A 24,689-nucleotide genomic window follows, 5' to 3' on the forward strand; every position below is an offset into this window, starting at 1 on the left:
TCATCATTCAACATCCCGCTTTGAGCGGGAGTTTAAGGGGAGAACCGCTGCTTAAGGGTCATTCTCTGCTTAAACACCCGCTCAAAAGGGTTAAACTAAAGGAGGCAATTATTAATATGGCAGTTACAATGTACTATGAAAAAGACGCTGATCAAGGCGTACTACAAGGTAAAACAATTGCAGTTATCGGTTACGGCAGCCAAGGTCACGCTCAAGCACAAAATCTTCGCGACAGCGGCTTGAAAGTTGTTATTGGTCTTCGTCCTGGTAAATCCGCAGACGTTGCTAAAAAAGATGGTTTCGAAGTACTTACAGTTGCTGAAGCAACTAAAGTGGCTGACGTTGTTCAAATTTTGCTTCCTGATGAAACACAAGCGAAAGTGTACAATGATGAAATCGCTCCTAACTTGAAAAAAGGCGCGGCTCTTATGTTCTCCCACGGCTTCAACATTCACTACGGACAAATCGTTCCGAACAAAGATACAGATGTATTCTTGGTAGCTCCAAAATCTCCTGGTCACATGGTTCGCCGTACGTACCAAGAAGGCTTTGGCGTTCCTGGACTAATCGCTATTGAGCAAGATGCTACTGGCAATGCTAAAGCTATCGGTCTTGCATATGCTAAAGGTATCGGCTGTACTCGTGCAGGCGTTATCGAAACTTCTTTCAAAGAAGAAACAGAAACAGATTTGTTCGGTGAGCAAGCCGTTCTTTGCGGTGGCGCTACTGCACTAGTTAAAGCTGGTTTTGAAACGCTTGTTGAAGCTGGCTACGCTCCAGAAATGGCTTACTTCGAGTGCTTGCACGAGCTTAAATTGATCGTTGATATGATGTATGAAGGCGGAATGGCGTCCATGCGCGATTCTATCTCCAACACAGCTGAATACGGCGATTATGTAACTGGTCCTCGCATTGTTACTGAAGAAACGAAAAAAGAAATGAAACGTGTATTGGAAGATATCCAATCCGGTCGTTTTGCTCGTGACTTCATCTTGGAAAACCAATCGAACCGTGCAATGCTTACAGCTACTCGCCGTAATGAAGCTGCTCACCCGATTGAAAAAACAGGCGCACAGCTTCGTGAATTGATGCACTGGATCAAGAAGTAATAAAAGATAGAATGTAGGAAAATATCCCGGTTCGCCGGATCGTTTGACGATGAGCACGTAGTATCGCCATGTGGTCCGAGCGCACCGGGATCATTTTGTTCACGGAGGTGCATTGCACAAATGCGGAAAATATATGTTTTCGATACAACGCTTCGTGATGGAGAGCAATCTCCTGGGGTTAACCTGAACACGAAGGAAAAGGTAGAGATTGCCCTTCAGCTTGAAAGGCTGGGAGTGGACCGCATGGAAGCTGGCTTCCCTGCTGCGTCTCCGGGAGACCTTGCTGCAGTTAATGCGGTAGCACGAGCAGTTAAAAATGCTACAGTTATCGGACTCTCACGCTCGCGTGAGCAGGATATCGATGCTGTTCGTGAAGCGCTTATCGGCGCACAGGATCCGTGCATTCACGTATTTCTTGCTACAAGTCCGATTCACCGCAAGCACAAGCTGCGGATGGAGAAGGAGCAGGTGCTTGAAACGGCAGAGCGTGCCATTCGGTATGCAAAGCAATATTTTGACAAAGTTGAATTCTCAGCAGAGGATGCAGGACGTACAGAGCTGGACTTTCTGTGTCAGGTCGTTGAGATGGCCATTAAAGCGGGAGCAACGGTCGTAAACATTCCGGACACGGTCGGTTATATGAATCCGCAAGAATTTGGGAACATCTTCAAGGTGTTGAAGGAAAATGTGCCGAATATCGAAAAAATTCAGCTGAGCGCACATTGTCACAATGATCTCGGCATGGCGACTGCAAATTCGCTAGCAGCGATCTTGAATGGTGCAGATCAAGTTGAGGGTACGATCAATGGTATCGGGGAGCGCGCAGGCAACACAGCGATCGAAGAGATTGCAATGGCTCTTGCTACGCGTCCGGACTACTTCGGAGCTCAAACGACGCTGAACCTGAAAGAAATTGCCAAGACGAGCCGCCTTGTCAGCAAGCTGACGGGCATGGTCGTTCCAGGCAACAAAGCAATTGTTGGTGCCAATGCATTCGCGCATGAATCTGGTATTCATCAGGATGGCATGCTGAAAGAAAAAACAACGTATGAAATCATTTCACCGGATACGATCGGACTGAAGGAATCCAAGCTGGTGCTTGGCAAGCATTCAGGACGCCATGCGTTCCGTGAGAAGCTGATCGACCTAGGTTATGAGCTTGAGGACGAAGCGGTTAATGCTGCTTTTGCTAAATTTAAAGATTTGGCAGATCGCAAGAAAACCGTAAGTGATGAGGATATTCTTGCTCTGCTTGAAGAGAAGCTCATCGATACGCCGGAAGTATTCAAATTAGAAATGATCCAAGTCAGTTATGGCAATCAATCTACGCCAAGCGCATCCGTTCGGATTCGTAAAGCGGAGGGTGAGGTCATAGATGAAGCGGCAATCGGCAACGGTTCTGTAGACGCCATCTATAACGCGATCGATAAGGTGACACAGGAAGTTGTGGAGCTTGAAGATTATTCGATCAAATCCGTATCGCAAGGCAAGGATGCGCAAGGTGAGGTTCATGTTGTACTAAAGCAGGATGATGTTTCTGCTCAAGGACGTGGACTTAGCACGGACATTCTTGAAGCTAGCGCGCGAGCATACATCGATGCACTTAATCGACTGATCGAGAAGCGCAAGACGCCAGGCCGCCGCGATAAGATGAGTCTAATCTAAATGAAAAGCAGTTCGCCAGAGTATAACCTTTGGGCGGACTGTTTTTTTGTTCTTTGATAGATATAGCTTCAAAAAAGGGATAATGAATGACCCTATAGTTACAGCCTATAGAGTAAATAGATTTTATATCTTGGTAATCAACTCGTTTTTATGGTACAAATGATAATAGAATGAGAATGAATGTGTAGACTTGAACTTTTCAACAGGATTCGCCAAGCAAAAACGCTTTAGCGTCCTTTGGACGCTGAAGTAGCTTTGACGGTGAAATATAAGCCCTTTATAAGCTAACAAACTTATAAATTCTTATATTTTTGAAAACGTTGAATGGACAAGTTTAACTCAAAACGAGGAGTGTTACATTATTATGTCAGAAGTTAAAAAAATTGCAGTTATTGCCGGCGACGGTATCGGCCCTGAGGTAGTTGGCGAAGCGCTTAAAGTGCTCAAAAAAACCGAGGAGCTTTACGGCTACAAATTCGAAACAGAACACGGCTTGTTCGGCGGTATTGCAATCGACGAGAAAGGCACACCATTGCCGCAAGAAACACTTGACCTTTGCAAAGGTGCAGACGCGGTATTGCTTGGCGCAGTAGGCGGACCAAAATGGGACAACAACTCCAAGGAGCTTCGTCCAGAAACAGGCTTGCTAGGCATTCGCAAAGCACTTGGCCTTTTCTCAAACATTCGTCCAGCTACCGTATTCGATTGCTTGAAAGAAGCTTCAACTTTGAAGCCAGAAGTGCTTGAAGGCACGGATCTCATCGTTGTTCGTGAATTGACTGGCGGTATTTACTTTGGCGAGAAATTCCGTCGTGAAGGCGCTGGCGGCGAAGAAGCGGTTGATACATGCGTATACAACGTGCAAGAAATCGAGCGCATCGTTCGTCAAGCATTCGATATCGCTATGACTCGCGGCAAACGTCTTGCTTCTGTTGATAAAGCAAACGTACTAGAAACATCCCGCCTATGGCGCGAAGTGGTAAACCGGATCGCTCCTGAATATCCAGAGGTAGAGCTAGAGCACGTGCTTGTTGACAACTGTGCAATGCAATTGCTTCGCCGTCCTTCGAGCTTTGATGTCATCGTAACAGAAAATATGTTCGGCGACATTCTTAGTGATGAAGCTGCTATGCTGACTGGATCAATCGGAATGCTCTCATCTGCATCGCTTGGCGAAGGCAGCTTCGGCTTGTATGAGCCGGTACACGGCTCAGCACCTGACATCGCGGGTCAAGGCATCTCCAACCCAATTGCAACAATCCTTTCCGTAGCGCTTATGTTCCGCCTTACATTTGGTTACCACGAGGCTGCTGCAGCAATTGAAGCAGCGGTGAAAGAAGTTCTTGATGCAGGCCACCGTACAGGTGATATTGCTGTTGATAAGAGCACAGCAATTGGCACAACAGAAATGGGCGATTTGATCGTAGCTGCTCTAAGAAAATAGCATCTAGATTGTAATTATTATAAATAAATATTAATTATAATATTGACTTGTTTATAAACTAGTGATACTATTTACTAGGTAAGTCACACAGACGAAGTGACATAAACAATAAAATTTATGGATAGGTCAAGGAGGTTTTCTATTATGGCAGAGCGTTTGGTAGGCCGTCAGGCCCCTGATTTTTCAATGGAAACAGCAACAGGTGACGGTAAAGATTTCGGTACAGCATCACTTGCAGATTATAAAGGAAAATGGTTGGTATTGTTCTTCTACCCACTAGATTTCACATTCGTATGTCCAACTGAAATTACTGCACTTAGCATGGCTGCAGCTGAATTCAAAAACTTGAACACTGAAGTTCTTGGTGTCAGCATTGATAGCAAACATAGTCACCGTGCATGGATCAACACGCCGGTTAACGATAATGGTCTAGGTCAACTAGAATTCCCTCTTGCTGCTGATATTACGAAAAGCGTAGCTCGTGACTACGGTGTATTGATTGAAGAAGAAGGTATCGCTCTTCGCGGTCTATTCATCATCAATCCAGAAGGCGAAGTACAATATCAAGTTGTTAACCACAACAACGTTGGCCGCAGCGTAGACGAAACTCTTCGCGTATTGCAAGCTTTGCAATCCGGTGGTCTTTGCCCAATCAACTGGAAACCAGGTCAACAAACTTTGGTATCGAAATAATATATTTCGAATAGCAGTATTAACAAAACCCGTGCCATTTAATGGTACGGGTTTTGTTTTTGTCTACATAGCGATACGGATAATGTGAGGAGAAAGCAGGAATTTCGTCCATGCAGAGCGAATATGGTATACTTAGCAACAGATAATAAAAAATGATAGGTTTGTTAACGCAAACTTTAGATGATGGTTTTGAAGATAGGTTTGCTTACGCAAGCCTAAGATGATGCTTACGAAGATAGGTTTACTGCGTAAACCTTTGAGGAGGAGTCGTCAATGAGTTTTTGCTGTGGAGCTAGTATGATTGGAACAAAAGGTACACTTAAGCATATTCGGACGCATATTCACAATGTGCCCATTATGTTTTGTCCTGTCTGTCACCGTGTAGATATTCATTATTTAATTGAAAATGAATATGAGATACTGGCCGAATATGCACATGGCGACGGTGCTGCTGAAGTTGATTTTCAGGAGTACGTAGAGCAAGAAGGCAAGGCGCTGCTTGAGAATTGTGTTAACCATGAGAATGAGGATCCAATGGATGTTGTCCACAGTCAAATCGATATGGCACTTGATTTGCTAAGCTTTGCTAAGCAAATTGAGGATACGGAATGGCAGCTTGTTCTTAAGAAGCGTCTAGGGATGCTCAACAATAGAAGGAATAAGCTCCGTCAACGCCGTACTTCCGTTTAGTTTTTTAAACATGAATGGTGAGCCTCCTTCACGGGGGCTTTTCTTTATTTTGATCATATAAAAATGTATCATTTTGTAATTTTATTAAATTCGTTTGTTTCTCAATCAACGGTTTTTTGGCGATATAAAGGGGACTAAAGATGCTTTTAAATGAAAATTAAGATTTTCTCAGAATGTACCCCCCGAAACCGGGCAGACAGAAACGAATCATACTAATAGTGAGGTGGAGCGGTTGTTACTTGTTTTGTTCAAACGCTTTCTGCGGAAGTCTGTTTCTGCCAAAGCAGCAGAGGATGAGCAGAAGCTCACTCCAGAACAATGGGTTGCTCATATTCATGAAGGTGACGAGCTGCTGCGTGAGCAGTTCATAGCAGACTATAAGCCATATATAATGAAAGTTACAAGTCGATTTTGTAAACGGTATATCGATCCGAGTCGAGATGATGAATTCAGCATAGCGCTGCTCGCTTTTAATGAAGCCATCAATCAATTTTCCAGCAGTGCTGGAAAATCATTTCTCGGATTTGCTGAAACCGTCATTCGTCGTCGGCTTATTGACCATGTCCGGAAAGAACAGAGGCATTCTCAGGTTGTGCCTTACAGTATGTTCGACTCAGAGGATGAGGAGCAGCCTCAATATAATTCAGTCGAGACAAGACAAGCGATGACTGCATTTGAAATGAAGCGCACAGAGGACGAGAGAAGGCTTGAGATCACTGAGCTTAATCAAGAGCTTTTGCGATTTGGCATTTCCTTTGCAGAATTGGTAGACAATTCTCCCAAGCATACCGATTCAAGAAAGCTGTTGATTGGTATCGCGCAAACGCTCGTAAGTGAAACGGATTTATTAGATTCTTTAAGGCAAACAAATAAGTTGGCTGTAAAAGAGCTGACCGAAATGTGCGGCGTCTCCCGCAAAACGGTGGAAAGAAATCGAAAATATATTATTGCTATCGCACTAATCATTTCTGGGACATACCCTTACATGCATGATTATTTACATATATCCGATGAGCGCATCGTCGAGAATAAGGAGGCAAGCAAATGAAACGTGGAGTCGTTATGAGCATTCATAAGCAGTATGCAGTTGTGATGACGGCAGACGGTCAATTTTTGCAGGCCCCTATTCAGGGAACTACACAAATCGGAGAAGAAGTGACATTCGAAGAAGAGTTTAAGAAGCGCGTCATCCAGAGGCCGATTTATTGGTATGGGAGTGCTGCCGCCCTTATTTTGATTCTGTTTGTTCCACTTTTATTTTTCATGCAAAGAGACTCACAATCCGTAGTTGCTTACGTGAGCATGGATATTAATCCAAGCGTAGAGCTAGGCGTCGATGAAAACGAGAAAGTACGTGAGCTTCGCGCACTTAATGAAGATGGAGAAGTCATTATTAAAGGGCTCAAATACGCAGGTATTCATGTGGAAGAGGTTGCTGCTTCTATTTTGGAGAGGGCTAAAGGCTCACATTATCTGGATACGCCAAACAAGGATATTTTTATTACGAGTGTTTTATTAGACGACAATTTTGCGAGTAAAGGCGATTTTGAGAATATTTTGACGGGAAAAGTCGACGAGAAACTGAAAATGCTGCTCGCTCAGCTTGAAGCAGAAGCAGCAACTGCTACAATTACAACGTTGTCGCTGCCTAATGAGGTGCGTGAGGAAGCAGCTATAAATGGTATTTCTTCAGGCAAGATGGCCGTATATTTAATGGCAAAGGATGAAGGCTATAGTATCGAATTGGAGCAATTGAAAAAGCAATCCATCGATCAGGCAACAGCGTCTATCGGCGGAGTAAAGACAATTGTAAGCAATGCGGGAGATACGAGCAAAGAAAAGCTCAAGAAGCTGGTAGCACTGGAGAAAGAGGATAAGGTTAAGCAGCAAAAGGAAGAAACAAAGACGAAACCGAAACCGATTAAACCGACTACGACTCCAACTGCAAACAAGCCTGTAAAAGTGGAAAAACCAAATAAGCCTGTCGTTAGCGGAGTAAATAAAGGCAACGCAACTAATAAGCCAAATAAAAACGGGACATGGGGCAACAAGCCGGTAATTACGCCAGGGAAACCAACTAAGCCAGTTCAGCCTACAATGCCGAGCGGCGGTAAAAACGATCATAACGATGACGACAAAAATAATAACAATCATAATCATGATCGAAATAATAATGATGATGACAATGATCGAAATCGAGATCGCAATGATAGCAACAATAATCGCAATAATAACGAAAACAGTCATCAAGGCAAGCAAGAAAATGATAATTGGAAAAATCGATATGATGATAAAAAAAATAAGGAATGGAAGCATGATTGGGATAGATGGTATAAAGGTCGGGGGAGCAACAATAATGATTAGACTTCCGATATAAAAATGAACAAATAGCAGGAAATGAATGCAGTAGGCTAAAGTCCTAGATGACTTTCGGGCAGACTTTTTGCCTATTTACGGTGCATAATTCGACAGGATTTCCGATTGACAGGGATTGTAAACTCGCCCTATGATTAGTAGTAACTGTAACCGTTATTTATAGATGCTGCCGGGGAGGAGTACAAGATGTTGGCCATTCGAAAGCGCTATTTCCCGGCGCTTGCCGAGTATATTCGGAGTGGTAAGGAAGTATCATTATTCCATGCTAACGAGCTTGGCAAGGAGCTTTACGGAATAAACCCTGAAGAAATTATTGCCGTACATGAGGAATGCATACAGTCTTTGGCTGCAAATGTTGACTCGGAGGAGGCTGTGCGATTATATAATCGTTCCTTTGTTTTTCTAATGGAGATTATGGTTGCTTGCCGATTTCGTTTGCAGCCAGAGAGATCAACGGAGCAAAAATTCACTGAAATGCGAGAGATGCTTTTCAGGTCCAACCGCTCCTTTGAACGAGTCAAAAATAAGTATGAAAATGTTTTGCAGCACATGGACAGCGGAATTGCTTTGTTTGATAGTGATGGAATTTTATCGTTTATTAATGTACAAATGGCCAAGCTGCTCGACATCCCTCGGAAAACATTAATTGGTTGTACGATAAAGGAAATATTAAGACATCGGCGGCTTACTAGCAGCACGAAGCGAACAGTTCTTAGACTCTACAAAGAAATGTTTCTCATGCATAGCAAGTATTATGAGTTCCAACACAAAGATGGTAAACATCTATTGGTAACGGTTACATACGGTGATCAGTTAGACGGTGATTTTTTAATTAGCGTGAAGGATGTTTCTGAATATAAGCAAATTGAGCAGACGGCATTGCAAAACGACAAGCTTGCCATGCTCGGGAAAATTGCTGCTGCAATTGCACATGAAATTCGTAATCCGTTGACAAGCATTCGCGGCTTTATTCAGCTATTGCGGCCATATTTACTGGAAGTGGGCAAAGAAGAATACGCTCGTATTATTTTAACGGAAATCGACCGGGCAAATGATATCATTTATGAATTTCTAAATTCGTCCAAGCCATCAGCACCAATGAAACAATTGGTGTCTATCGATCATTTAATAAAAGAGGTTGTGCTTCTGACAGAAAGTGAAGCTTTGATGCGGAATTGCGAAATTAAAGCGGAGTGTTATTGCTCAGAGCATCTCGTCTCGATTGATGTTAAACAAGTGAAGCAGGTTATTTTGAACATTATTAAAAATTCACTCGATGCGATTGAAGAAGTTCAGAGCGAGCGAAGGGGCCTTATTGATATTATTACGCGTGGAAATGGACAATTTGCCGAAATTATTATTAAGGATAATGGAAAAGGCATGGACAAAGCAACGATGAGCAGATTGTTTGACCCCTTCTTTACGACGAAGCAGTCGGGTACAGGGTTAGGCTTATCGGTAAGCTACAGAATTGTTCGCAATCATAATGGTACGATTAGAGTGGATAGTCAATTAGGGGTAGGAACTGAATTTATTCTGACACTGCCATTAGCTTAATGTTCACTACAAAAGGATTGGCTTAGCTGAATTGAATCGGATGCTCTCCCCCAATCGTGGGCGGGGAGTATTTTGCTTTTTCATATCATGTTAGCTAAGTGACAAGTCTGCAATTATAAACATGGCAAAGAGGAGAACGCTTAGGTATAATGAGTTTGAAAAAAGCGATTGAAACGATTCAAATGAAATGGATTCGGTTAGGCAAATCCATTTGGAGAGCGAGGAAATAATAATGACTATTCAATTTACATACGGGGTTCGCGGTACAGAGCAAGCAAATGTAGATGCGGTTATTCGTTTTGTCAGTAAAAAAGAGTTGACGCAATCAGATGCAGTTACCCCGATCGTACAGCCGCAAATCGATGAAGCGCTTAGAGGACGTTATGCTAAAGGATTGTTTAAAGCGGATTCGGAGCAAACGGAGATTATGCCGACGCTTGGATTGTATCCTGCGTCTCATATCGTGTTTGTTGGCCTTGATCAGGATGGCGGAGCTACGAGCCTGCGGCTTGCAGCAGCGGCTGCAGCCAAAGCATTGAAAAAATTACAGGCGGTAAATGTGCAAGTACTACTGTCTGATGCACTTGTTGAAGGGCCAGCCGAAAACCTTGGAGCGGAGTCAACTGCACAGGCGCTGACTGAGGGCTTGCTGCTCGCGCTTCATGATCGACAGCCGTTAAAACGGGAGAAAGCAGAGCGTTTTTCGCTGAAGGAGGTTGCACTCGTATCACAGGGAGCAGCTGCATCCGCAGAGGAAGCCGCTTTATGGACACAAGGGATAACAAAAGGCCGATTGTATGCTGAAGGGGTCATTTTAGCAAGAGATCTTACGAATTTACCTGGTAATGATCTTACGCCAGAACGGTTGGCGTATCATGCAGAGGAATTAGCGCGTGAGCTTGATTTGGAAATAGAAGTCATTGACGAGTGGAGCGCGGCTGAGCAGCGGATGGGCGGTCTATTAGGTGTTGGACAAGGCAGCATAAATCCACCGCGTATGATCGTTATTCACTATAAAGGCAATCCAAATTCAGAAGAGGCATGGGGACTAATCGGAAAAGGAATTACGTTTGATACGGGCGGTATTTCCTTGAAGAGAGCGGAAGGCATGCAGGATATGATTTCCGATATGGGCGGCGCTGCTGCTGTGCTGGGTGCTATTCGCGTCATTGGAGAGCTGAAACCAGCAATCAACGTCATCGCAGTCATTCCGACAGCTGAGAATATGCCTTCGGACCGAGCGATTAAACCTGGAGATGTGCTGCGCATGATGAGCGGCCATACCGTTGAGATTGTGAATACCGATGCTGAAGGCAGATTAGTGCTGGCAGACGGACTTACGACCGCCATTACAAGGGGAGCAACGAAGCTGATTGATGTGGCAACTTTAACTGGTGCCGTATCCGTAGCCTTGGGTACGCACGCAACGGGCGCCATTACAAACAATGACGAGCTCTACAAACAGGTGCAGCTTGCGTCAGAGAGAGCTGGCGAACGAATCTGGCAGCTTCCTTCTTATCCGGAATATAAGCGGCAGATTAGAAGCGATGCAGCAGATTTGAAAAATAGCGGCGGAAGATATGCCGGTACGATAACCGGCGGATTGTTCATTGGACATTTTGCCGAAGGATTGCCGTGGGTGCATCTCGATATTGCCGGAACTGCATGGCTGGATTCGAGCAGAGGCTGGGAGCCTAAGGGAGCTACCGGCGTCATGGTTAGAACTTTAGTTGAATTGATTGTACAGCAAGAATAAGCTTTGAGATGTGATGATTTGGAGGTTCGCCGCGCATGGCGTACCTCCTTTATTTGCGAAGTAATACGTGGACTAAAATGGAGGGCTGACATATGACCTATGAAGAGATAATGAAGGAATTAGAGCGGCTAGGCAATGAGCAAACAAAAATGACCTTTATTCGTCATGGAGCGATGGAGCCGCTCTTTGGTGTGAAAATCGGTGATTTGAAGAAGCTTGTTAAATATGTGAAAAAAGACGAAGAGCTAGCGCTAAAGCTGTTTGCGTCCAGTAATAGCGATGCGATGTATTTGGCGGGACTTTCAGTTAATCCAAAAACCATTGCTAAAGAGACGCTGCAGCAATGGGTCAAACAAGCTTATTGGTACATGGCAGCAGAATATACGGTAGCAGGTGTCGCAGCGGAAAGCCCTTTTGCCCATGAGCTGGCAGTAGAATGGATAGACTCCTCGGAAGAAATGGTGTCAACGTGCGGCTGGAGCACTTATGCGAATTACCTCTCTATTACACCGGACGAGCAGCTGGATTTTGATGAAATTCGCTTTTTGTTAAACAGAATAAAGAAAACTATTCATACGGAGCAAAATCGTGTTCGTTATACGATGAACACCTTCGTTATGATTGTCGGTATTTATGTCTCGGAGCTGCGTGAAGAAGCAGAGGCCGTTGCAGCATTCATCGGCAAGGTACATGTAGATGTCGGAAATACAGCGTGCAAGGTCCCGTTAGCTAGTGATTACATCCAAAAAACAGTTTCTTTGGGAAAAGCAGGCGTTAAGAAAAAAACATGCATCTGCTAACTGTTAATGCCCTATGGTATATAATGAACAATTCATTTTCAAAAAAGGCTATTTTTGGTTTGGCTCAATGAGTTAAACTTGAGATAGCTTATTTTATTTATGCCTCAAAGAACAATTTCTTTGTGTGTCGGAACGAAAATACATAGTGGAATAGGGGTATACTTATATGGATGCAATAAATAGAAGGAAAAATGATTTATTAGCTTATCGGCCATCCGTAACGATGGATGTTGAAGAGTTAAATCAATACTGGGAAAATGTATTAAACAGCTATGCAGAAAGGCCGCTTGATGTGAGAAGACAAACGGTTGAAACTCCAATCACGACGGTGAGAACGGAGCGTTTAACTTATAAAGGCGGAGATGATACGCCTATTCATGGGTTATACATCGTGCCTCAGCAAGGATTAAACGGTGCGAAGCTGCCTTGTGTCGTTTTTTATCAGGGTTATACAGGCGACAAGGGACTACCAGAGCGTTATGCTGCGTGGCTGCTGCTGGGTTATGCCGTATTTGCAGTTGATGCTAGAGGGCAAGGTGGCGAAACAGGCAGCTTGCTAACCACTGATGAAGGTTTCGTCAAAGGCTGGGTTTCACAGGGAATAACGAATACCGAGCGCAGCTACTACCAGGCGATTACAATGGATGCGGTTAGAGCGGTGGATACAGCTGCCCTACAGGATGAGGTGGATGAGTCGCGGATTGCGGTTGTTGGCGCTAGTCAAGGAGGCGGATTATCATTGCTTGCTGCAGCGCTGAACTCCAAGGTAAGCGCGGTCGTTGCCGATATTCCGAACATGTGCCATATGGATTTTGGCCTAATGAATTCGACGAGCTCGCTTACGGAAATTGCTCAGTACATTAAAAGGTATCCTGATCGGCTCAACGCAGTGCTGTCTACGCTTGCTCATTTTGACCTGTTGAATTTGGCTGAACGCATTAAGGCGCCTGTGTTGATGTCGGTTGGCTGGAAAGATACCGTGTGTATGCCAGAGACCATCTACGCCGTATACAATCGGATACGATCGCTTAAGCAGCTAAATGATTATCCATTTTCAGGTCATGAGGTAAGCGAATACCAGAACCGAGAATCGATTTTGTTTTTACAGGAAGCGCTGAAAAACGGCCTAAAGCCTTCAATTGATGCAATCGAGCAGCAAGATCAGAATTAATGCTCAATTAGTTGTCCAAAAGAGACAATCAATGCTTCAAATGGATGATATCGATGCCAATATGGTTATGGATGGAGAGCGTACTATGTACTAGAATATATATGAGCTATAAAACGGTGTCCCTGACACATGTTCATTTTTCTTACTTTTCCCTTTATATGTTAAGGGATTAGTGTTTGCTTGATTATTATTGAAAACGATTTAGGCAAGTGCAAGTTGGCGAGCATGTATGGCGAGCATCGCCTTAGAAAATAATAGGATGGCAATGAATAGAGAGGGTGGAATTTTCTGCAATGAGCAACCATGATGAGCGAAATTATTCGCCTTGGCAAAGCTACTATGGCCCCAACCTTGGGTATGTGCAGGAGCAATACGAGCGTTTCTTAACTGATCCAGACTCCGTAGAGTCTACAGTTCGTGAGCTTTTTGTACGTTTCGGGGAACCTCCGGCTACACTACAAGGAGAAGCTCCGAGCATTACGGCTAAGCCAAGCGAGCAAAAGGCTGCATCACATGCAGCAGCACCTGGTCCGATTGATTCAAATATGTTGAAAAAGGTTGTCGCTGCGCATCAGCTAATGCTGAACATTCGCAGATACGGCCATTTAGCTGCAGATATTGATCCGCTCGGCTTCAGCCCTGCTGCTGATACAAAGCTGCTTGAGCCAGAAACTTTCGGACTTACGCAAGCGGATTTAACTTCTATTCCAGCATCGCTTATTTGGGATAATGCGCCAGCATCAATCTCGAATGGCTGGGAAGCAATCAACCGCTTGAGAGAGATTTATACCCGTTCAGCGGCGTATGAATTTACACATATTCATGATGAGAGTGAACGCAATTGGCTTAACAAACAGGCGGAGTCGGGAAGTTTCCCAGCACCGCTGTCTGCAAGAGAACGTTCAGCGCTGCTTGAGCGTCTAATGGAAGTTGAGTATTTCGAGAACTTCCTGCACCGGACATTCGTTGGACAAAAACGTTTCTCTATTGAGGGCGTAGATATGCTCGTGCCAGTGCTTGATGAAATCGTCCGCTCCGTAGCGCATGATGGAGCAAACCATATCCTTATGGGCATGGCGCATCGCGGTCGCCTCAACGTACTGACGCATGTACTTGGCAAGCCTTATGAGAAAATATTTTCAGAATTTCACCATGCTCCGAATAAAGAGCTTATTCCGTCTGAAGGATCAATGGGCCTTAATTATGGCTGGACCGGCGACGTAAAATATCATCTAGGTGCTGACAGAGCTGTGAAGGAAGGCGAAACGATTCGTGCGAATCTTACCCTTGCGAACAACCCGAGCCACTTGGAATTTGTTAATCCAGTAGTTGAAGGCTTCACACGCGCTGCTCAAGAAGATCGCAGCAAGCGTGGAATGCCTACACAAGATCCAGCGAAAGCAGTGACGATTGCCGTTCACGGCGACGCGGCTTTCATTGGAGAAGGAATTGTTGCGGAAACGCTCAATTTCAACAAGCTGCAAGGTTATCACAATGGCGGTACGATTCATATTATCGCAAATAACCGCCTTGGCTTTACGACGAACAGCATTGATTCACGCTCGACGCATTACGCAAGTGATCTTGCTAAAGGCTTCGACATTCCTATCGTACACGTAAATGCGGATGAGCCGGAAGCATGCTTGGCAGCAGTACGCCTCGCTTGTGAATACCGTCTCCGCTACAATAAAGGTTTTGTTATTGATTTGATTGGTTACCGTCGTTTCGGTCATAATGAAATGGACGATCCAGAAGTAACACAACCGCTGATGTATGCAAAGGTTCGCAATCATCCGACCGTAAGCGTGCTTTACAGCGAGCAGTTGAAGGGTGAGAAGGCGATTACGGAAGCGCAGGTTGAAGAATTGCGTCAACGTACGAACGGCAAGCTGCAAGCAGCCTATGATGCAATGAAAGCGAAGGAAGGCGAGCCGAAGCTTCGCGGTGAGCAAAACAAAACAACGCTGCCTACAGGCGAGGAAGTACGCACTGCAGTTCCGCTTGAGACGCTTCGTGAAATCAACCTGGAGCTGCTTAACCGTCCAGAGGGTTTCACCGAATATACGAAGCTTCAACGTATTTTGCAGCGCAGAGCTTCAGCTTTGAACGATGGGGAAAAGGTTGACTGGGCACATGCCGAGACGCTTGCATTCGCAACGATTCTTGCAGACGGTACACCTATTCGTCTAAGCGGTCAGGATTCGGAGCGCGGAACGTTTGCACATCGTCACATCATGCTTAATGATAATGCGACGGCAGCTAAGTTCTCGCCGCTGCACATTTTGCCGCAAGCGAAAGCATCCTTTGCCGTTCATAACAGCCCATTGTCGGAAACGGCAGTACTCGGCTTTGAATATGGCTACAACGTATTTGCGCCTGAAACCTTTGTTATCTGGGAAGCGCAATATGGTGACTTTGCCAACGTTGCCCAAGTTATTTTTGACCAATTCATTTCAGCTGGCCGTGCGAAATGGTCGCAAAAATCAGGCATTACGATTTTGCTGCCGCATGGCTATGAAGGCCAAGGACCGGAGCATTCAAGCGCTAGACTTGAACGTTTCCTTCAGCTTTCAGCTGATAACAACTGGACCGTTGCGAACCTTTCAACGTCCGCTCAATATTTCCACTTGCTGCGCAAGCAAGCAGCGTCGCTTGGCACGGAGCATGTTCGTCCGCTCGTTCTAATGGCGCCTAAGAGCTTGATCCGTAACCCTCGTGTTGCGTCGCATGGTGTTGCGTTCAGCGAAGGCTCATTCAAGCCGGTGCTTCCGCAATTCAAGCTGACAGAGCCGAAGGAACAGAAGGATAAAGTGAAACGTTTGCTTCTTTGCACAGGTAAAGTAGCTATCGATATTGAAGAGGCGCTTGCATCGACAAATGCTGAAGATTATGAATGGCTGCGCGTTGCAAGAGTAGAGCAGCTGTATCCGTTCCCTCATGCAGAAATCGAACGCATTGTGAAGCAATTCGACAAGCTTGAAGAAATCGTATGGGTACAAGAAGAACCGCAAAACATGGGGTCATGGAGCTTCATGGAACCGCGTCTTCGCGCGTTAGCTCCTAAGAAGGCAGCTGTTCGCTACGTTGGCAGACCTGATCGTTCAAGTACTGCAAGCGGACACCAAGAAGTACATGCCGCAGAACAAAAATGGATTATTTCGACAGCATTGAACGGCAAACCAGTTGAAACAAGTTTGATTAGGGGGTAGTGACTAATGGCTGAAATTATTGTACCGGAACTAGGCGAGTCCATTTCTGAGGGCACAATTACCAAATGGTTCGTGAAGGAAGGCGACTCCGTCAATCAGGGAGATGTCCTACTAGAGCTTGAAACCGATAAGGTTAACATAGAAATTAGCGCTGACAATAGCGGTGTTGTATCTCGCATCGCTAAACAAGACGGAGAAGTTGTACTTGTAGGCGAAGCGATCGGTTCGATTGGAGAAGCAGCGGGCGGTGCAGCCGCACCTGCTGCTCCGGCAGCTGAGCCAGCTCCTGTTGCTGCTCCTGCCGCAGTAGCTGCACCAGCTGCTGCTCCAGCAGCGCCTGTTGCCTCTTCTGCAAATGAAAGTGCAGCAACGATTAATGCATCGCCAGCTGCTCGTAAACGTGCTCGTGAGCAAGGCATTGATCTTTCAGCGCAAGGACAAGCTCCTGCTGCTGCACCTGCACCAGCGGTTGCCACTCCGGTTAAATCTGCTCCGCTAACACAATCAGAACCTGCTAACGCAGGCAAAGATGTGAAGCCGACTGAACGCAAACGGATGTCTCGTCGCCGGGTTACGATTGCTAACCGCTTAGTTGAAGCACAACGCACAGCAGCGATGCTGACGACTTTCAATGAAGTGGATATGACTGCGATTCTTGATTTGCGCAAACGCCGCAAGCAAGCTTTCTTCGAGAAAAATGATGTAAACCTAGGTTTTATGTCATTCTTTACGAAAGCTGTAGTTGGTGCGCTTAAAGCATTCCCGCTGCTTAATGCTGAAATTGACGGCGAAGATATTGTTACGAAAAAATTCTATGATATCGGCATTGCAGTATCTGCAAAAGAAGGTCTTGTCGTTCCGGTCGTTCGTGACGCGGACCGTCTAAGCTTCGCTGAAATCGAGAAAAATATCGTTGAGCTTGCTGGCAAAGCAAGATCAAACACGCTTGCTATTTCTGATTTGCAAGGCGGAAGCTTCACTATTACGAATGGCGGCGTATTTGGCTCCTTGCTGTCCACGCCAATTCTTAATGCACCGCAAGTTGGTATTCTCGGCATGCACAAAATTCAAATTCGTCCAGTAGCAATCGATGACGTTCGTATGGAAAACCGTCCGATGATGTATCTTGCATTGTCTTACGATCACCGTATCGTAGATGGCAGCGAAGCTGTTCGCTTCCTCGTAACCGTCAAAGCGCTTCTAGAGGATCCAGAAGCACTTCTTCTCGAAGGCTAAATATAAAGCATCACATTAGAGACTGTCCTTTAAGTAGAGTGATCTACTTAAAGGACAGTCTTTTTTTTTTGCGATTAAGATGGCCGTTTTATTATGTTATGAAAAAAGATGTCGAAAAAAGATCTGAATATCGATTACAATAAACATAATATTGAACATGGAAGCGGGCGTATTATCGGCTACAATTAAGATTTAAGAAGTATTCAATGGAGAGAGGCTGCATAATAGATGCGAGAATCCTTTACTAATCTCACAATGCTCCAGCGGTTCATCGCGTTGTTTATCGTACTAGTCGTTATACCTGTTATTTTTATGGATTGGGTTGTCTCGCGGAATGTCGCAGAAATTACGGAACGGCAAGTGGGTTCGACGCTGGTGAAGTGGGTGGAATCGAGTCATGTAACGATTGATCGAACTATCATTCATATGGAAGAGACCATGAATTCGATCATGATGACCAAGGAAATTCAGGAAATGCTTAATATCCCGTTGTCTTCATCCTACGAGCGTTTTAGACGATTCACGTCTCTGGATGAGATGCTGCTCAAACAAACATCTCCTAAAATAGCGTATTCTTTTTTCATGCCGGATTCTGAAAGCCTTTACTCTTTTGTGCCTTCTTTGGATATGCAGACGCGAGGCATCTACTTCTCTACAAATGTGGATGCGCTTCCATGGTATAAGGAGGCTTATCGTGCTCAGGGACGGGGAGTGCTGAAGGTACTGCATCAATTCGGAGATAATCCGTCCGATCTGGAGACGCTTGTTATGGTTAAACAAATGAACAGCATAACGAATGGGCGATCACCAGAAGCTGGGTACTTGATCGCGTCGGGACTTGAACGTGTGCTGGCAAGTGATCTTGATCCTGATAATGTGGCGAAGGATGGCGAATTATTGATTTTAAATGAAGATAATACGATCATCTCAACAACAAGCAACTACTCCATCGGAAAGATCCTCCCGTTGCCGGACTACGTATCGAGTTCGCCGAGTGGATATTATACGCTGGAGGTTGATGGCAAGAAGTGGCTGTATGCCATTCATCAAAGCGAGCAAAGCAAAACAAAGCTGCTCTACAAAACACCGCTGCAATCCATTATCGGTGATCATAAGGTTATTGAGCAGCTCGTTTATTATTCAATGATGGGTTATTTCCTGCTGTTGCTCTTATTAGGTGTTTACTTTATTCGTTCCATTGTTCGTCCAATTTCTAGACTCGCTAGGCATACACGCTCTTATGAGCCAGGCAAACCACTTGGATTAACACAGTATCCGCAGCGTACTAAGGATGAAATCGAAATTTTAAACAACAATTTCATGGATATGACAGAGCGGTTAAATGAAACGATCCATGATAAATATGAGCTTGAGCTGAAGCAAAAGGAGGCGGAGCTGTCGATCCTTCATTCACAAATCAATCCGCATCTGCTGTACAATACGCTGGAGTCTATTTATTGGCGGATGACGCTTGAGGGAACGGACGAGTCAGCGGAAATGGTGCGTGATCTGTCCCTTGTTATGCGAATTGGCCTTAGCCGCGGCAAATCATTAATTACGATTGAAGAAGAGCTGCAGCATGCAGAGGCTTATGTAAGGCTGCAGCTAAAACGTTATGATTATAATTTTAATGTCAATTGGATCATTCAAGAGGAAGCGAAGAGCTGTCTAATTCCGAAGGTTGTACTGCAGCCGCTTATCGAAAATGCAATCGTACATGGCATCAAACGAATGGATAGTGATGGCGAGCTATGGATAACGATCAAGCTGGAGCTGGATTGCATCGTCATTGCAATAGAAGACAACGGATATCGCTTGAGGGATGTTGCGCACATTTATGATATTTTGGAAGGCCGAAATCCTGATGCGGGATACGGCATTCTAAACGTCAATAAACGAATCCAATTGCATTTTGGCGAGTTATTCGGTTTGGAATATGCTTTGCGTGCGGAAGGCGGGCTTCGGGCTCAGCTTACGATACCAATCTCACATACCATAGATGACCTCATGAGGGAGGAAGAGCATGTATAATATACTGATTGTTGATGATGAACCGATGATTTGTAAAGGGATCAGCTCAATATTAAGGCAGTCGGATATTCAAATCGGCGAGCTGTTTACGGCTGGCAATGGCTTTGAAGCTTTGGATTATTTTCGACTGGAAAAAATAGATTTGATCATTACAGATATTCAGATGGAGCATATGAACGGCATTGAGCTCATGGAAACGATATTTGTAGAAAATAGCGCTGTGCCGATTATCGTGCTGTCAGCGCATGGAGAATTTGCTTATGCACAAAAAGCAATGAAGTTCGGAGCCAAAGAATATATCGTGAAACCAGTCATGCCGAAGCAGCTTATACAGATTGTTGGAGGCTTGCTAAGACATAAGGAAAGTGAGCTCCGTACGGCTTCCGATGCTGCGTTCAACCGCAAGTTTTATTTGGAGGAAACGAATCCAAAGCAGCATATGCTGCTTAACGAGTTAATTACGGAAGGCCTTGGCGAGTCGGAGGTTGAAGCTTTATTTCAATCATTAGGATTAAAGATGGAGGGCCCCTACTTCTGTTTGTTTACGATCCAGCTGCATTTGAAAAACGCTGGTAAAACGGATAAAGATATTCAGTCCTTGCGGGATCGGAATTTGATTAAGTATGCCTGCTACAACGTGGTAGAGGAAACGATCAGCAGCTGGGATAAGTTATTGTTCTATTCACCGAATGGAGCTCTGACTGTCGTGCTGCAGCTTTCTGCGAAGGAGCTGGACCATTCGATGAGAAGCAGCTTGCTGACGACGATCGGACAACAGCTTCATGCGCATCTGCTGGAATACTTAAATGTCCAATGCACGATTGGGATTAGTACGATTAAGGAAGGGCTGTTCAGTTGGGCAGAGCTTTATAAGGAAGCGATATCCGCGTTAAAAATGACAGAGGTTCATCATGACCATCATGTGTTTTTGGCCGAGGATATGTCAGACAAAAAATCTACTGAGGATCATAATGGAGATATTCAGGAAGCGAGAGGCTACATAGACAAACATTTTAGTAAAAAAGGAATGAAGCTGCAGGATATTGCGGACGCCGTTCATCTAAGTCCCAATTATTTGAGCTATTTATTTAAAAAGGTGCTAAATATTACGATATGGGACTACTTGACGAAGCAGAGAATGGAAGCGGGAAGAAGGCTGCTGCTTACGACTGATATGCGGAGATACGAGATTGCGGATGAGATTGGTTATGAGTCGCCGGAGCATTTTAGCAAAATGTTTAAAAAGTACTTTGGCTATAATCTATCAGATTTAAAAAAATAACATTTCTGCTCGTGCTGCTGCGCGAGCAGTTTTTATATGTCGAACCCTATGTCGAAATCATAACAGCGCACACCTTAACCGTAACAGCGACCATCGTGTAGAGAGAAGTAGCTGACTTATAATGAGGGTGCAAGCAACAAAAGACCTAATTGAGAGGGGAACTAACACGATGAAGATCAGGGGAATCGTAATCAGCATGCTGGTACTAATGATTGTATTGGCAGGCTGCAGCGGCGGCAGTAACAATGGCGGGAATAAAGGAAAAGAAGAAAATGCTGGAAAAGCAACGAATGCAGCTGTAAACAAAACAGAGGAGCAGCCAGCAACAGAGAAACCAGCAGAGCCTGTTGAAATTACAGTTCAAGGCCAACCGCCGGATAGAACAGAAGCAATCGAGCAGTTGAACCTGAAAATTGAGCGTTTCAAAAAAGCAAACCCTAACGTTACGATCAAAACGGATGATTGGCAGTACAATCCATCTGAAATCGGAATTAAAATGGCTGCTAACAATGCGCCAACAGAGTTTAATGCTTATTTGACAGAAGGACGTGTTCTAGCAGAAAAAGGCTGGGCGGCTGATGTTACGAGCCTTATTGAAAATTGGAAAAACAAAGATGATTTAAATCCAATTATGACTGGTCCGTTCTCCGTTGACGGTAAAATTTATGGTATTCCGGTAGATGCTTATGTTATGACAATTACGCTTAACAAGAAAATTTTCGAAGAAAAAGGCGTTCCGCTTCCATCGCTTGACTGGACTTGGGAAGAGCTGATTGAAACGGCGAAAAAAGTAAACGATCCGGCTAAAGGTATTGCTGGTTTTATCCCAATGGGCAAAGGCACAGAAGCAGGCTGGAACTGGACGAACTTCTTGTTTGCAGCGGGCGGCGACATTCAAACGGTTGAGAACGGCAAAGTAAAAGCAACATTCAATAGTGAACAAGGTTTGAAAGCGTTGGAGTTTTACAAGCAGCTGAAAGATGCTGACGTGCTTCCGAAAAACTGGGCTCTAGGCTACGGCGATGCACTTAACCTGTTTAACCAAGGCCGCGGTGCAATGGTTATGTGCGGAAGCGGCAACGCAGCGGATGCAGCCATCAACACAGGCGGTATCAGCAAAGACGACGTCGTTATTTATCCAATCCCATCCGTAACTAAAGGCGGCAAGCATACTGGCGTACTAGGCGGCAGCTTCAAAGTCATCAACCCTAAAGCAGATGCTGCACAGCAAAAAACTGCATTTGACTGGTTGACTTCGGAGTATTTCACTGACGAATTCATTAATGCAATCGATGGTGAAGTCACTACACGTAAAGCAGAAAACAAAGTATATATTCCACAAACGATTTTCTACTGGACACCAGAATCCGAGTTCGGTAAAAAATGGGATACGATGTTGGCTAAACACGACAATGTGTTCACATATGACCCTGCTTTGATGGCTTTGCTTGATGGTAAGCCAGAGCCGCAGTATGAAACACAAGCTTTCTATGCTGAAATGGCTAACGTTATTCAAAAAGTGTTCACGACAAAAGATGTAGATTTGAAAAAGGTGTTGGATGAAGCAGCAGCTAAAGTCCAATCGGAATTCTACGATAAAATTACGATCCAATAATAAGCCGCGACACCAAGGGCCAATACCAATAACCTCGGTATTGGCCCTTTTTTTCAAATTAGAAGTGATCATAAGTATCGCTGCACCTTGGGAGGGGGAGAACCATGGCAACACAAACGATTACATCAACGATAAGCACGAAGAAAAAGCGCAAGTGGAACCTCTATATTTGGGGGGCCTTGTTTGTACTTCCCGAAATTATCGTTTTCTTGCTCTTTCTCTGGATTCCTATTATTAAGGGAGTTCTGTTCAGCTTTCAAGAGGTGGATTTCGTTAAAGGGAATGTTTTTGTTGGACTGCAAAACTACATCGATATTACGAGTTCAAGTGACTTTTATATCGCAATAAAAAATACGCTGTATTATATGGGGCTTTGCGTAGTCATTGGCTTTTGGGTACCCGCTGCAGTTGCTATTGCTGTATCGGAGCTCAGAAGATTTCAAGGGCTAGCTCGCGTTGCGGGTTATTTGCCAAGTGTAATACCAGCTATCGTGTTGTATGGGATGTGGGTTTGGTTTTATGATCCGATCGGACCAATTAATGCATTTCTGATGGGCATCGGATTGCCGGCAATTGATTTCTTCACAAAAGGCATGTCCATGATCTCGATCGTTATTATGGAAACGTGGCAAAACTTTGGAGGAGCGGTGCTCATCTATTTGGCTTCAATCGTTGGCATACCGCGGGATCTGTATGAAGCTGCGGAAATCGACGGTGCAAGTGTATGGCAACGAATTAAGTTTATTACACTGCCTAATTTGCGCTCATTGCTGTTCCTGATGTTTTTACTTCAAATCATTAACACCTCGCAAAGCTTCCAAGCACAACTGGCTATGACTGCCGGAGGTCCGGACAACGCGACTTTAACTTATATGCTGCTTATGAACAGAAATGCATTTACTTATTTGGATTTTGGCAAAGCAACAGCAATGGGTACGATGATGTTCGCCGTTATGATGGTGCTCTCATTCTTCTACCTGAAAGTGCAGAATAGGAGTGAAAAAGGATGAAAAATACCGAGCGTTCCATAATCTCGTCATTTGATTTCAAACGTTGGCAAGTAAAGCTTGGTTACGCTGTGATGGTGCTTTTTATCGGCATAATCATTGTATCCATGCTGTATCCCTTTCTGAATACGCTGCTTAGCTCTCTGAAGACGACTGGGGAATTTTTTGCTTTCCCTGCGCCGTTTTTCCCAAAGGATTGGCTGTGGCATAACTATATTGATGCATGGCATGTTATTCCGATGCTTAAGTTTTTGAAAAATACGCTGATGATTTTTGTTGGAACAGTTATTTTCGCCCTTGTCTTTATTGGCATGACGTCATTCGCGTTGTCACATATGCGGGTACCTTTCAAGAAAGTGGTCATGCTGTTTTTCTTATCTACCCTGATGATTCCATCTGCTACTTATTTAATTCCAAACTTCCTTAACTTGCAAAGCTTAGGTTTGCTAAACAGCTACTGGGCCTTTTGGCTTCCAGCAGGCGCGAATGCTTTTTATTTGCTGCTCATGAAAAACTTTTTCGATGGATTGCATAAGGAACTGTTTGAAGCAGGCAGAATCGACGGAGCTAGTGAGTTTCTATGCTTCATTCGGATCGCGATTCCTTTGTCGGTACCTATCCTAATGACGCTTATCATCTTCTATTTCTCCAGCACATGGAATGATTTTTATTGGCCGTCACTTGTTATGCTGGAGAAGGATATGTATCCTCTTGCAACAGGTATTTTCAGATATGTGGTGTATTCCGGCTCCACGATTCAGTGGAATGTGAAGTTTGCGGTGCTTTCGATTACGATGGTTCCGCCGCTTATCTTTTTTCTTATTTTCCAGCGTTACATTATGGGTGGACTTAATGTAGCTGGGGTGAAAGGTTAGCATTTCATCAGCTAGAGTTTTAGCGGCACGGGGCTTTATGAATGAGTAGTAAATCGAATTAATGATTCTCTTATAGACATTGCCGCTAATCGATACACTTGCTGGCGGCAATGTTTTTTTGTATTTTAAAATTGAAGTTGAGCAGGAAGAAGGCAGAAGATGTTGAAAGTAAT

The 24,689-nt window shown here is 44.5% G+C and carries 18 protein-coding genes; all 18 read left to right on the forward strand.

Translation table 11 applies throughout. From position 1 onward, the window contains the following. Positions 1-116: 116 nt before the first annotated feature. Complete coding sequence (gene ilvC, locus AC1DM9_RS25215; protein WP_076268008.1) at positions 117-1,109, forward strand: ketol-acid reductoisomerase; 993 nt, start codon at positions 117-119, stop codon at positions 1,107-1,109. Positions 1,110-1,229: 120 nt separating this feature from the next. Further along, entirely contained in the window at positions 1,230-2,774 is a 1,545-nt protein-coding gene (locus AC1DM9_RS25220; RefSeq protein WP_076268007.1) for a 2-isopropylmalate synthase, read from the forward strand. 364 nt (positions 2,775-3,138) lie between these two features. Continuing rightward, complete coding sequence (gene leuB, locus AC1DM9_RS25225; RefSeq protein WP_339207563.1) at positions 3,139-4,218, forward strand: 3-isopropylmalate dehydrogenase; 1,080 nt, start codon at positions 3,139-3,141, stop codon at positions 4,216-4,218. 144 nt (positions 4,219-4,362) lie between these two features. After that, positions 4,363-4,911: a peroxiredoxin gene (locus AC1DM9_RS25230; protein WP_477509437.1), complete on the forward strand. Its 549-nt coding sequence runs from the start codon at positions 4,363-4,365 to the stop codon at positions 4,909-4,911. A 273-nt stretch (positions 4,912-5,184) separates the two neighbouring features. After that, a complete protein-coding gene (locus AC1DM9_RS25235) occupies positions 5,185-5,601 on the forward strand; it encodes a hypothetical protein (RefSeq protein ID WP_076268004.1) in 417 nt (138 codons plus the stop codon). A 223-nt stretch (positions 5,602-5,824) separates the two neighbouring features. After that, positions 5,825-6,649: an RNA polymerase sigma factor SigI gene (sigI, locus tag AC1DM9_RS25240; protein WP_441879202.1), complete on the forward strand. Its 825-nt coding sequence runs from the start codon at positions 5,825-5,827 to the stop codon at positions 6,647-6,649. Further along, entirely contained in the window at positions 6,646-7,965 is a 1,320-nt protein-coding gene (locus AC1DM9_RS25245; RefSeq protein WP_477582832.1) for an anti-sigma factor domain-containing protein, read from the forward strand. The genes sigI and AC1DM9_RS25245 overlap by 4 nt, the downstream gene beginning before the upstream one ends. A gap of 198 nt (positions 7,966-8,163) precedes the next feature. After that, complete coding sequence (locus AC1DM9_RS25250) at positions 8,164-9,534, forward strand: ATP-binding protein (RefSeq protein ID WP_076268001.1); 1,371 nt, start codon at positions 8,164-8,166, stop codon at positions 9,532-9,534. A gap of 232 nt (positions 9,535-9,766) precedes the next feature. After that, positions 9,767-11,290, forward strand: coding sequence for a leucyl aminopeptidase (locus tag AC1DM9_RS25255; protein ID WP_477582834.1), 1,524 nt, complete (start codon positions 9,767-9,769; stop codon positions 11,288-11,290). 92 nt (positions 11,291-11,382) lie between these two features. Further along, positions 11,383-12,090, forward strand: a complete 708-nt coding sequence (locus tag AC1DM9_RS25260) for a DNA alkylation repair protein (protein WP_477582836.1) — start codon at positions 11,383-11,385, stop codon at positions 12,088-12,090. A gap of 166 nt (positions 12,091-12,256) precedes the next feature. Next, positions 12,257-13,261, forward strand: coding sequence for an acetylxylan esterase (locus AC1DM9_RS25265; RefSeq protein ID WP_477582838.1), 1,005 nt, complete (start codon positions 12,257-12,259; stop codon positions 13,259-13,261). Positions 13,262-13,554: 293 nt separating this feature from the next. After that, the gene (locus AC1DM9_RS25270; protein WP_339207570.1) at positions 13,555-16,470 is read left to right on the forward strand and encodes a 2-oxoglutarate dehydrogenase E1 component; all 2,916 of its coding nucleotides are present in this window, start codon (positions 13,555-13,557) and stop codon (positions 16,468-16,470) included. A 6-nt stretch (positions 16,471-16,476) separates the two neighbouring features. Continuing rightward, positions 16,477-17,706: a 2-oxoglutarate dehydrogenase complex dihydrolipoyllysine-residue succinyltransferase gene (gene odhB / locus AC1DM9_RS25275; RefSeq protein ID WP_430057499.1), complete on the forward strand. Its 1,230-nt coding sequence runs from the start codon at positions 16,477-16,479 to the stop codon at positions 17,704-17,706. Positions 17,707-17,934: 228 nt separating this feature from the next. After that, positions 17,935-19,737 carry a sensor histidine kinase gene (locus AC1DM9_RS25280; RefSeq protein ID WP_477582840.1) on the forward strand — a complete coding sequence of 601 codons (1,803 nt, stop codon included), beginning with the start codon at positions 17,935-17,937 and terminating at the stop codon, positions 19,735-19,737. Further along, positions 19,730-21,019, forward strand: a complete 1,290-nt coding sequence (locus tag AC1DM9_RS25285; protein WP_477549647.1) for a response regulator — start codon at positions 19,730-19,732, stop codon at positions 21,017-21,019. Before AC1DM9_RS25280 ends, AC1DM9_RS25285 begins: the two co-directional genes overlap by 8 nt. Before the next feature lie 169 nt (positions 21,020-21,188). Further along, complete coding sequence (locus AC1DM9_RS25290) at positions 21,189-22,634, forward strand: ABC transporter substrate-binding protein (RefSeq protein WP_076267994.1); 1,446 nt, start codon at positions 21,189-21,191, stop codon at positions 22,632-22,634. Positions 22,635-22,738: 104 nt separating this feature from the next. Further along, positions 22,739-23,644 (forward strand): carbohydrate ABC transporter permease, encoded by a 906-nt coding sequence (locus tag AC1DM9_RS25295; RefSeq protein ID WP_477549648.1) that lies wholly within the window; start codon positions 22,739-22,741, stop codon positions 23,642-23,644. Beyond that, positions 23,641-24,516 (forward strand): carbohydrate ABC transporter permease, encoded by an 876-nt coding sequence (locus AC1DM9_RS25300; protein ID WP_477549649.1) that lies wholly within the window; start codon positions 23,641-23,643, stop codon positions 24,514-24,516. Before AC1DM9_RS25295 ends, AC1DM9_RS25300 begins: the two co-directional genes overlap by 4 nt. Positions 24,517-24,689 lie beyond the last annotated feature (173 nt).

Source organism: Paenibacillus sp. 01T431, from assembly GCF_056398625.1.

Excerpts from the sequence above, each read along its gene's own strand:
- ilvC (WP_076268008.1), top strand. The coding sequence starts at position 117 with ATGGCAGTTACAATGTACTATGAAAAAGACGCTGATCAAGGCGTACTA.
- AC1DM9_RS25220 (WP_076268007.1), top strand. The coding sequence starts at position 1,230 with ATGCGGAAAATATATGTTTTCGATACAACGCTTCGTGATGGAGAGCAA.
- leuB (WP_339207563.1), top strand. The coding sequence starts at position 3,139 with ATGTCAGAAGTTAAAAAAATTGCAGTTATTGCCGGCGACGGTATCGGC.
- AC1DM9_RS25230 (WP_477509437.1), top strand. The coding sequence starts at position 4,363 with ATGGCAGAGCGTTTGGTAGGCCGTCAGGCCCCTGATTTTTCAATGGAA.
- AC1DM9_RS25235 (WP_076268004.1), top strand. The coding sequence starts at position 5,185 with ATGAGTTTTTGCTGTGGAGCTAGTATGATTGGAACAAAAGGTACACTT.
- AC1DM9_RS25245 (WP_477582832.1), top strand. The coding sequence starts at position 6,646 with ATGAAACGTGGAGTCGTTATGAGCATTCATAAGCAGTATGCAGTTGTG.
- AC1DM9_RS25250 (WP_076268001.1), top strand. The coding sequence starts at position 8,164 with ATGTTGGCCATTCGAAAGCGCTATTTCCCGGCGCTTGCCGAGTATATT.
- AC1DM9_RS25255 (WP_477582834.1), top strand. The coding sequence starts at position 9,767 with ATGACTATTCAATTTACATACGGGGTTCGCGGTACAGAGCAAGCAAAT.
- AC1DM9_RS25260 (WP_477582836.1), top strand. The coding sequence starts at position 11,383 with ATGACCTATGAAGAGATAATGAAGGAATTAGAGCGGCTAGGCAATGAG.
- AC1DM9_RS25265 (WP_477582838.1), top strand. The coding sequence starts at position 12,257 with ATGGATGCAATAAATAGAAGGAAAAATGATTTATTAGCTTATCGGCCA.
- AC1DM9_RS25270 (WP_339207570.1), top strand. The coding sequence starts at position 13,555 with ATGAGCAACCATGATGAGCGAAATTATTCGCCTTGGCAAAGCTACTAT.
- odhB (WP_430057499.1), top strand. The coding sequence starts at position 16,477 with ATGGCTGAAATTATTGTACCGGAACTAGGCGAGTCCATTTCTGAGGGC.
- AC1DM9_RS25280 (WP_477582840.1), top strand. The coding sequence starts at position 17,935 with ATGCGAGAATCCTTTACTAATCTCACAATGCTCCAGCGGTTCATCGCG.
- AC1DM9_RS25285 (WP_477549647.1), top strand. The coding sequence starts at position 19,730 with ATGTATAATATACTGATTGTTGATGATGAACCGATGATTTGTAAAGGG.
- AC1DM9_RS25290 (WP_076267994.1), top strand. The coding sequence starts at position 21,189 with ATGAAGATCAGGGGAATCGTAATCAGCATGCTGGTACTAATGATTGTA.
- AC1DM9_RS25295 (WP_477549648.1), top strand. The coding sequence starts at position 22,739 with ATGGCAACACAAACGATTACATCAACGATAAGCACGAAGAAAAAGCGC.
- AC1DM9_RS25300 (WP_477549649.1), top strand. The coding sequence starts at position 23,641 with ATGAAAAATACCGAGCGTTCCATAATCTCGTCATTTGATTTCAAACGT.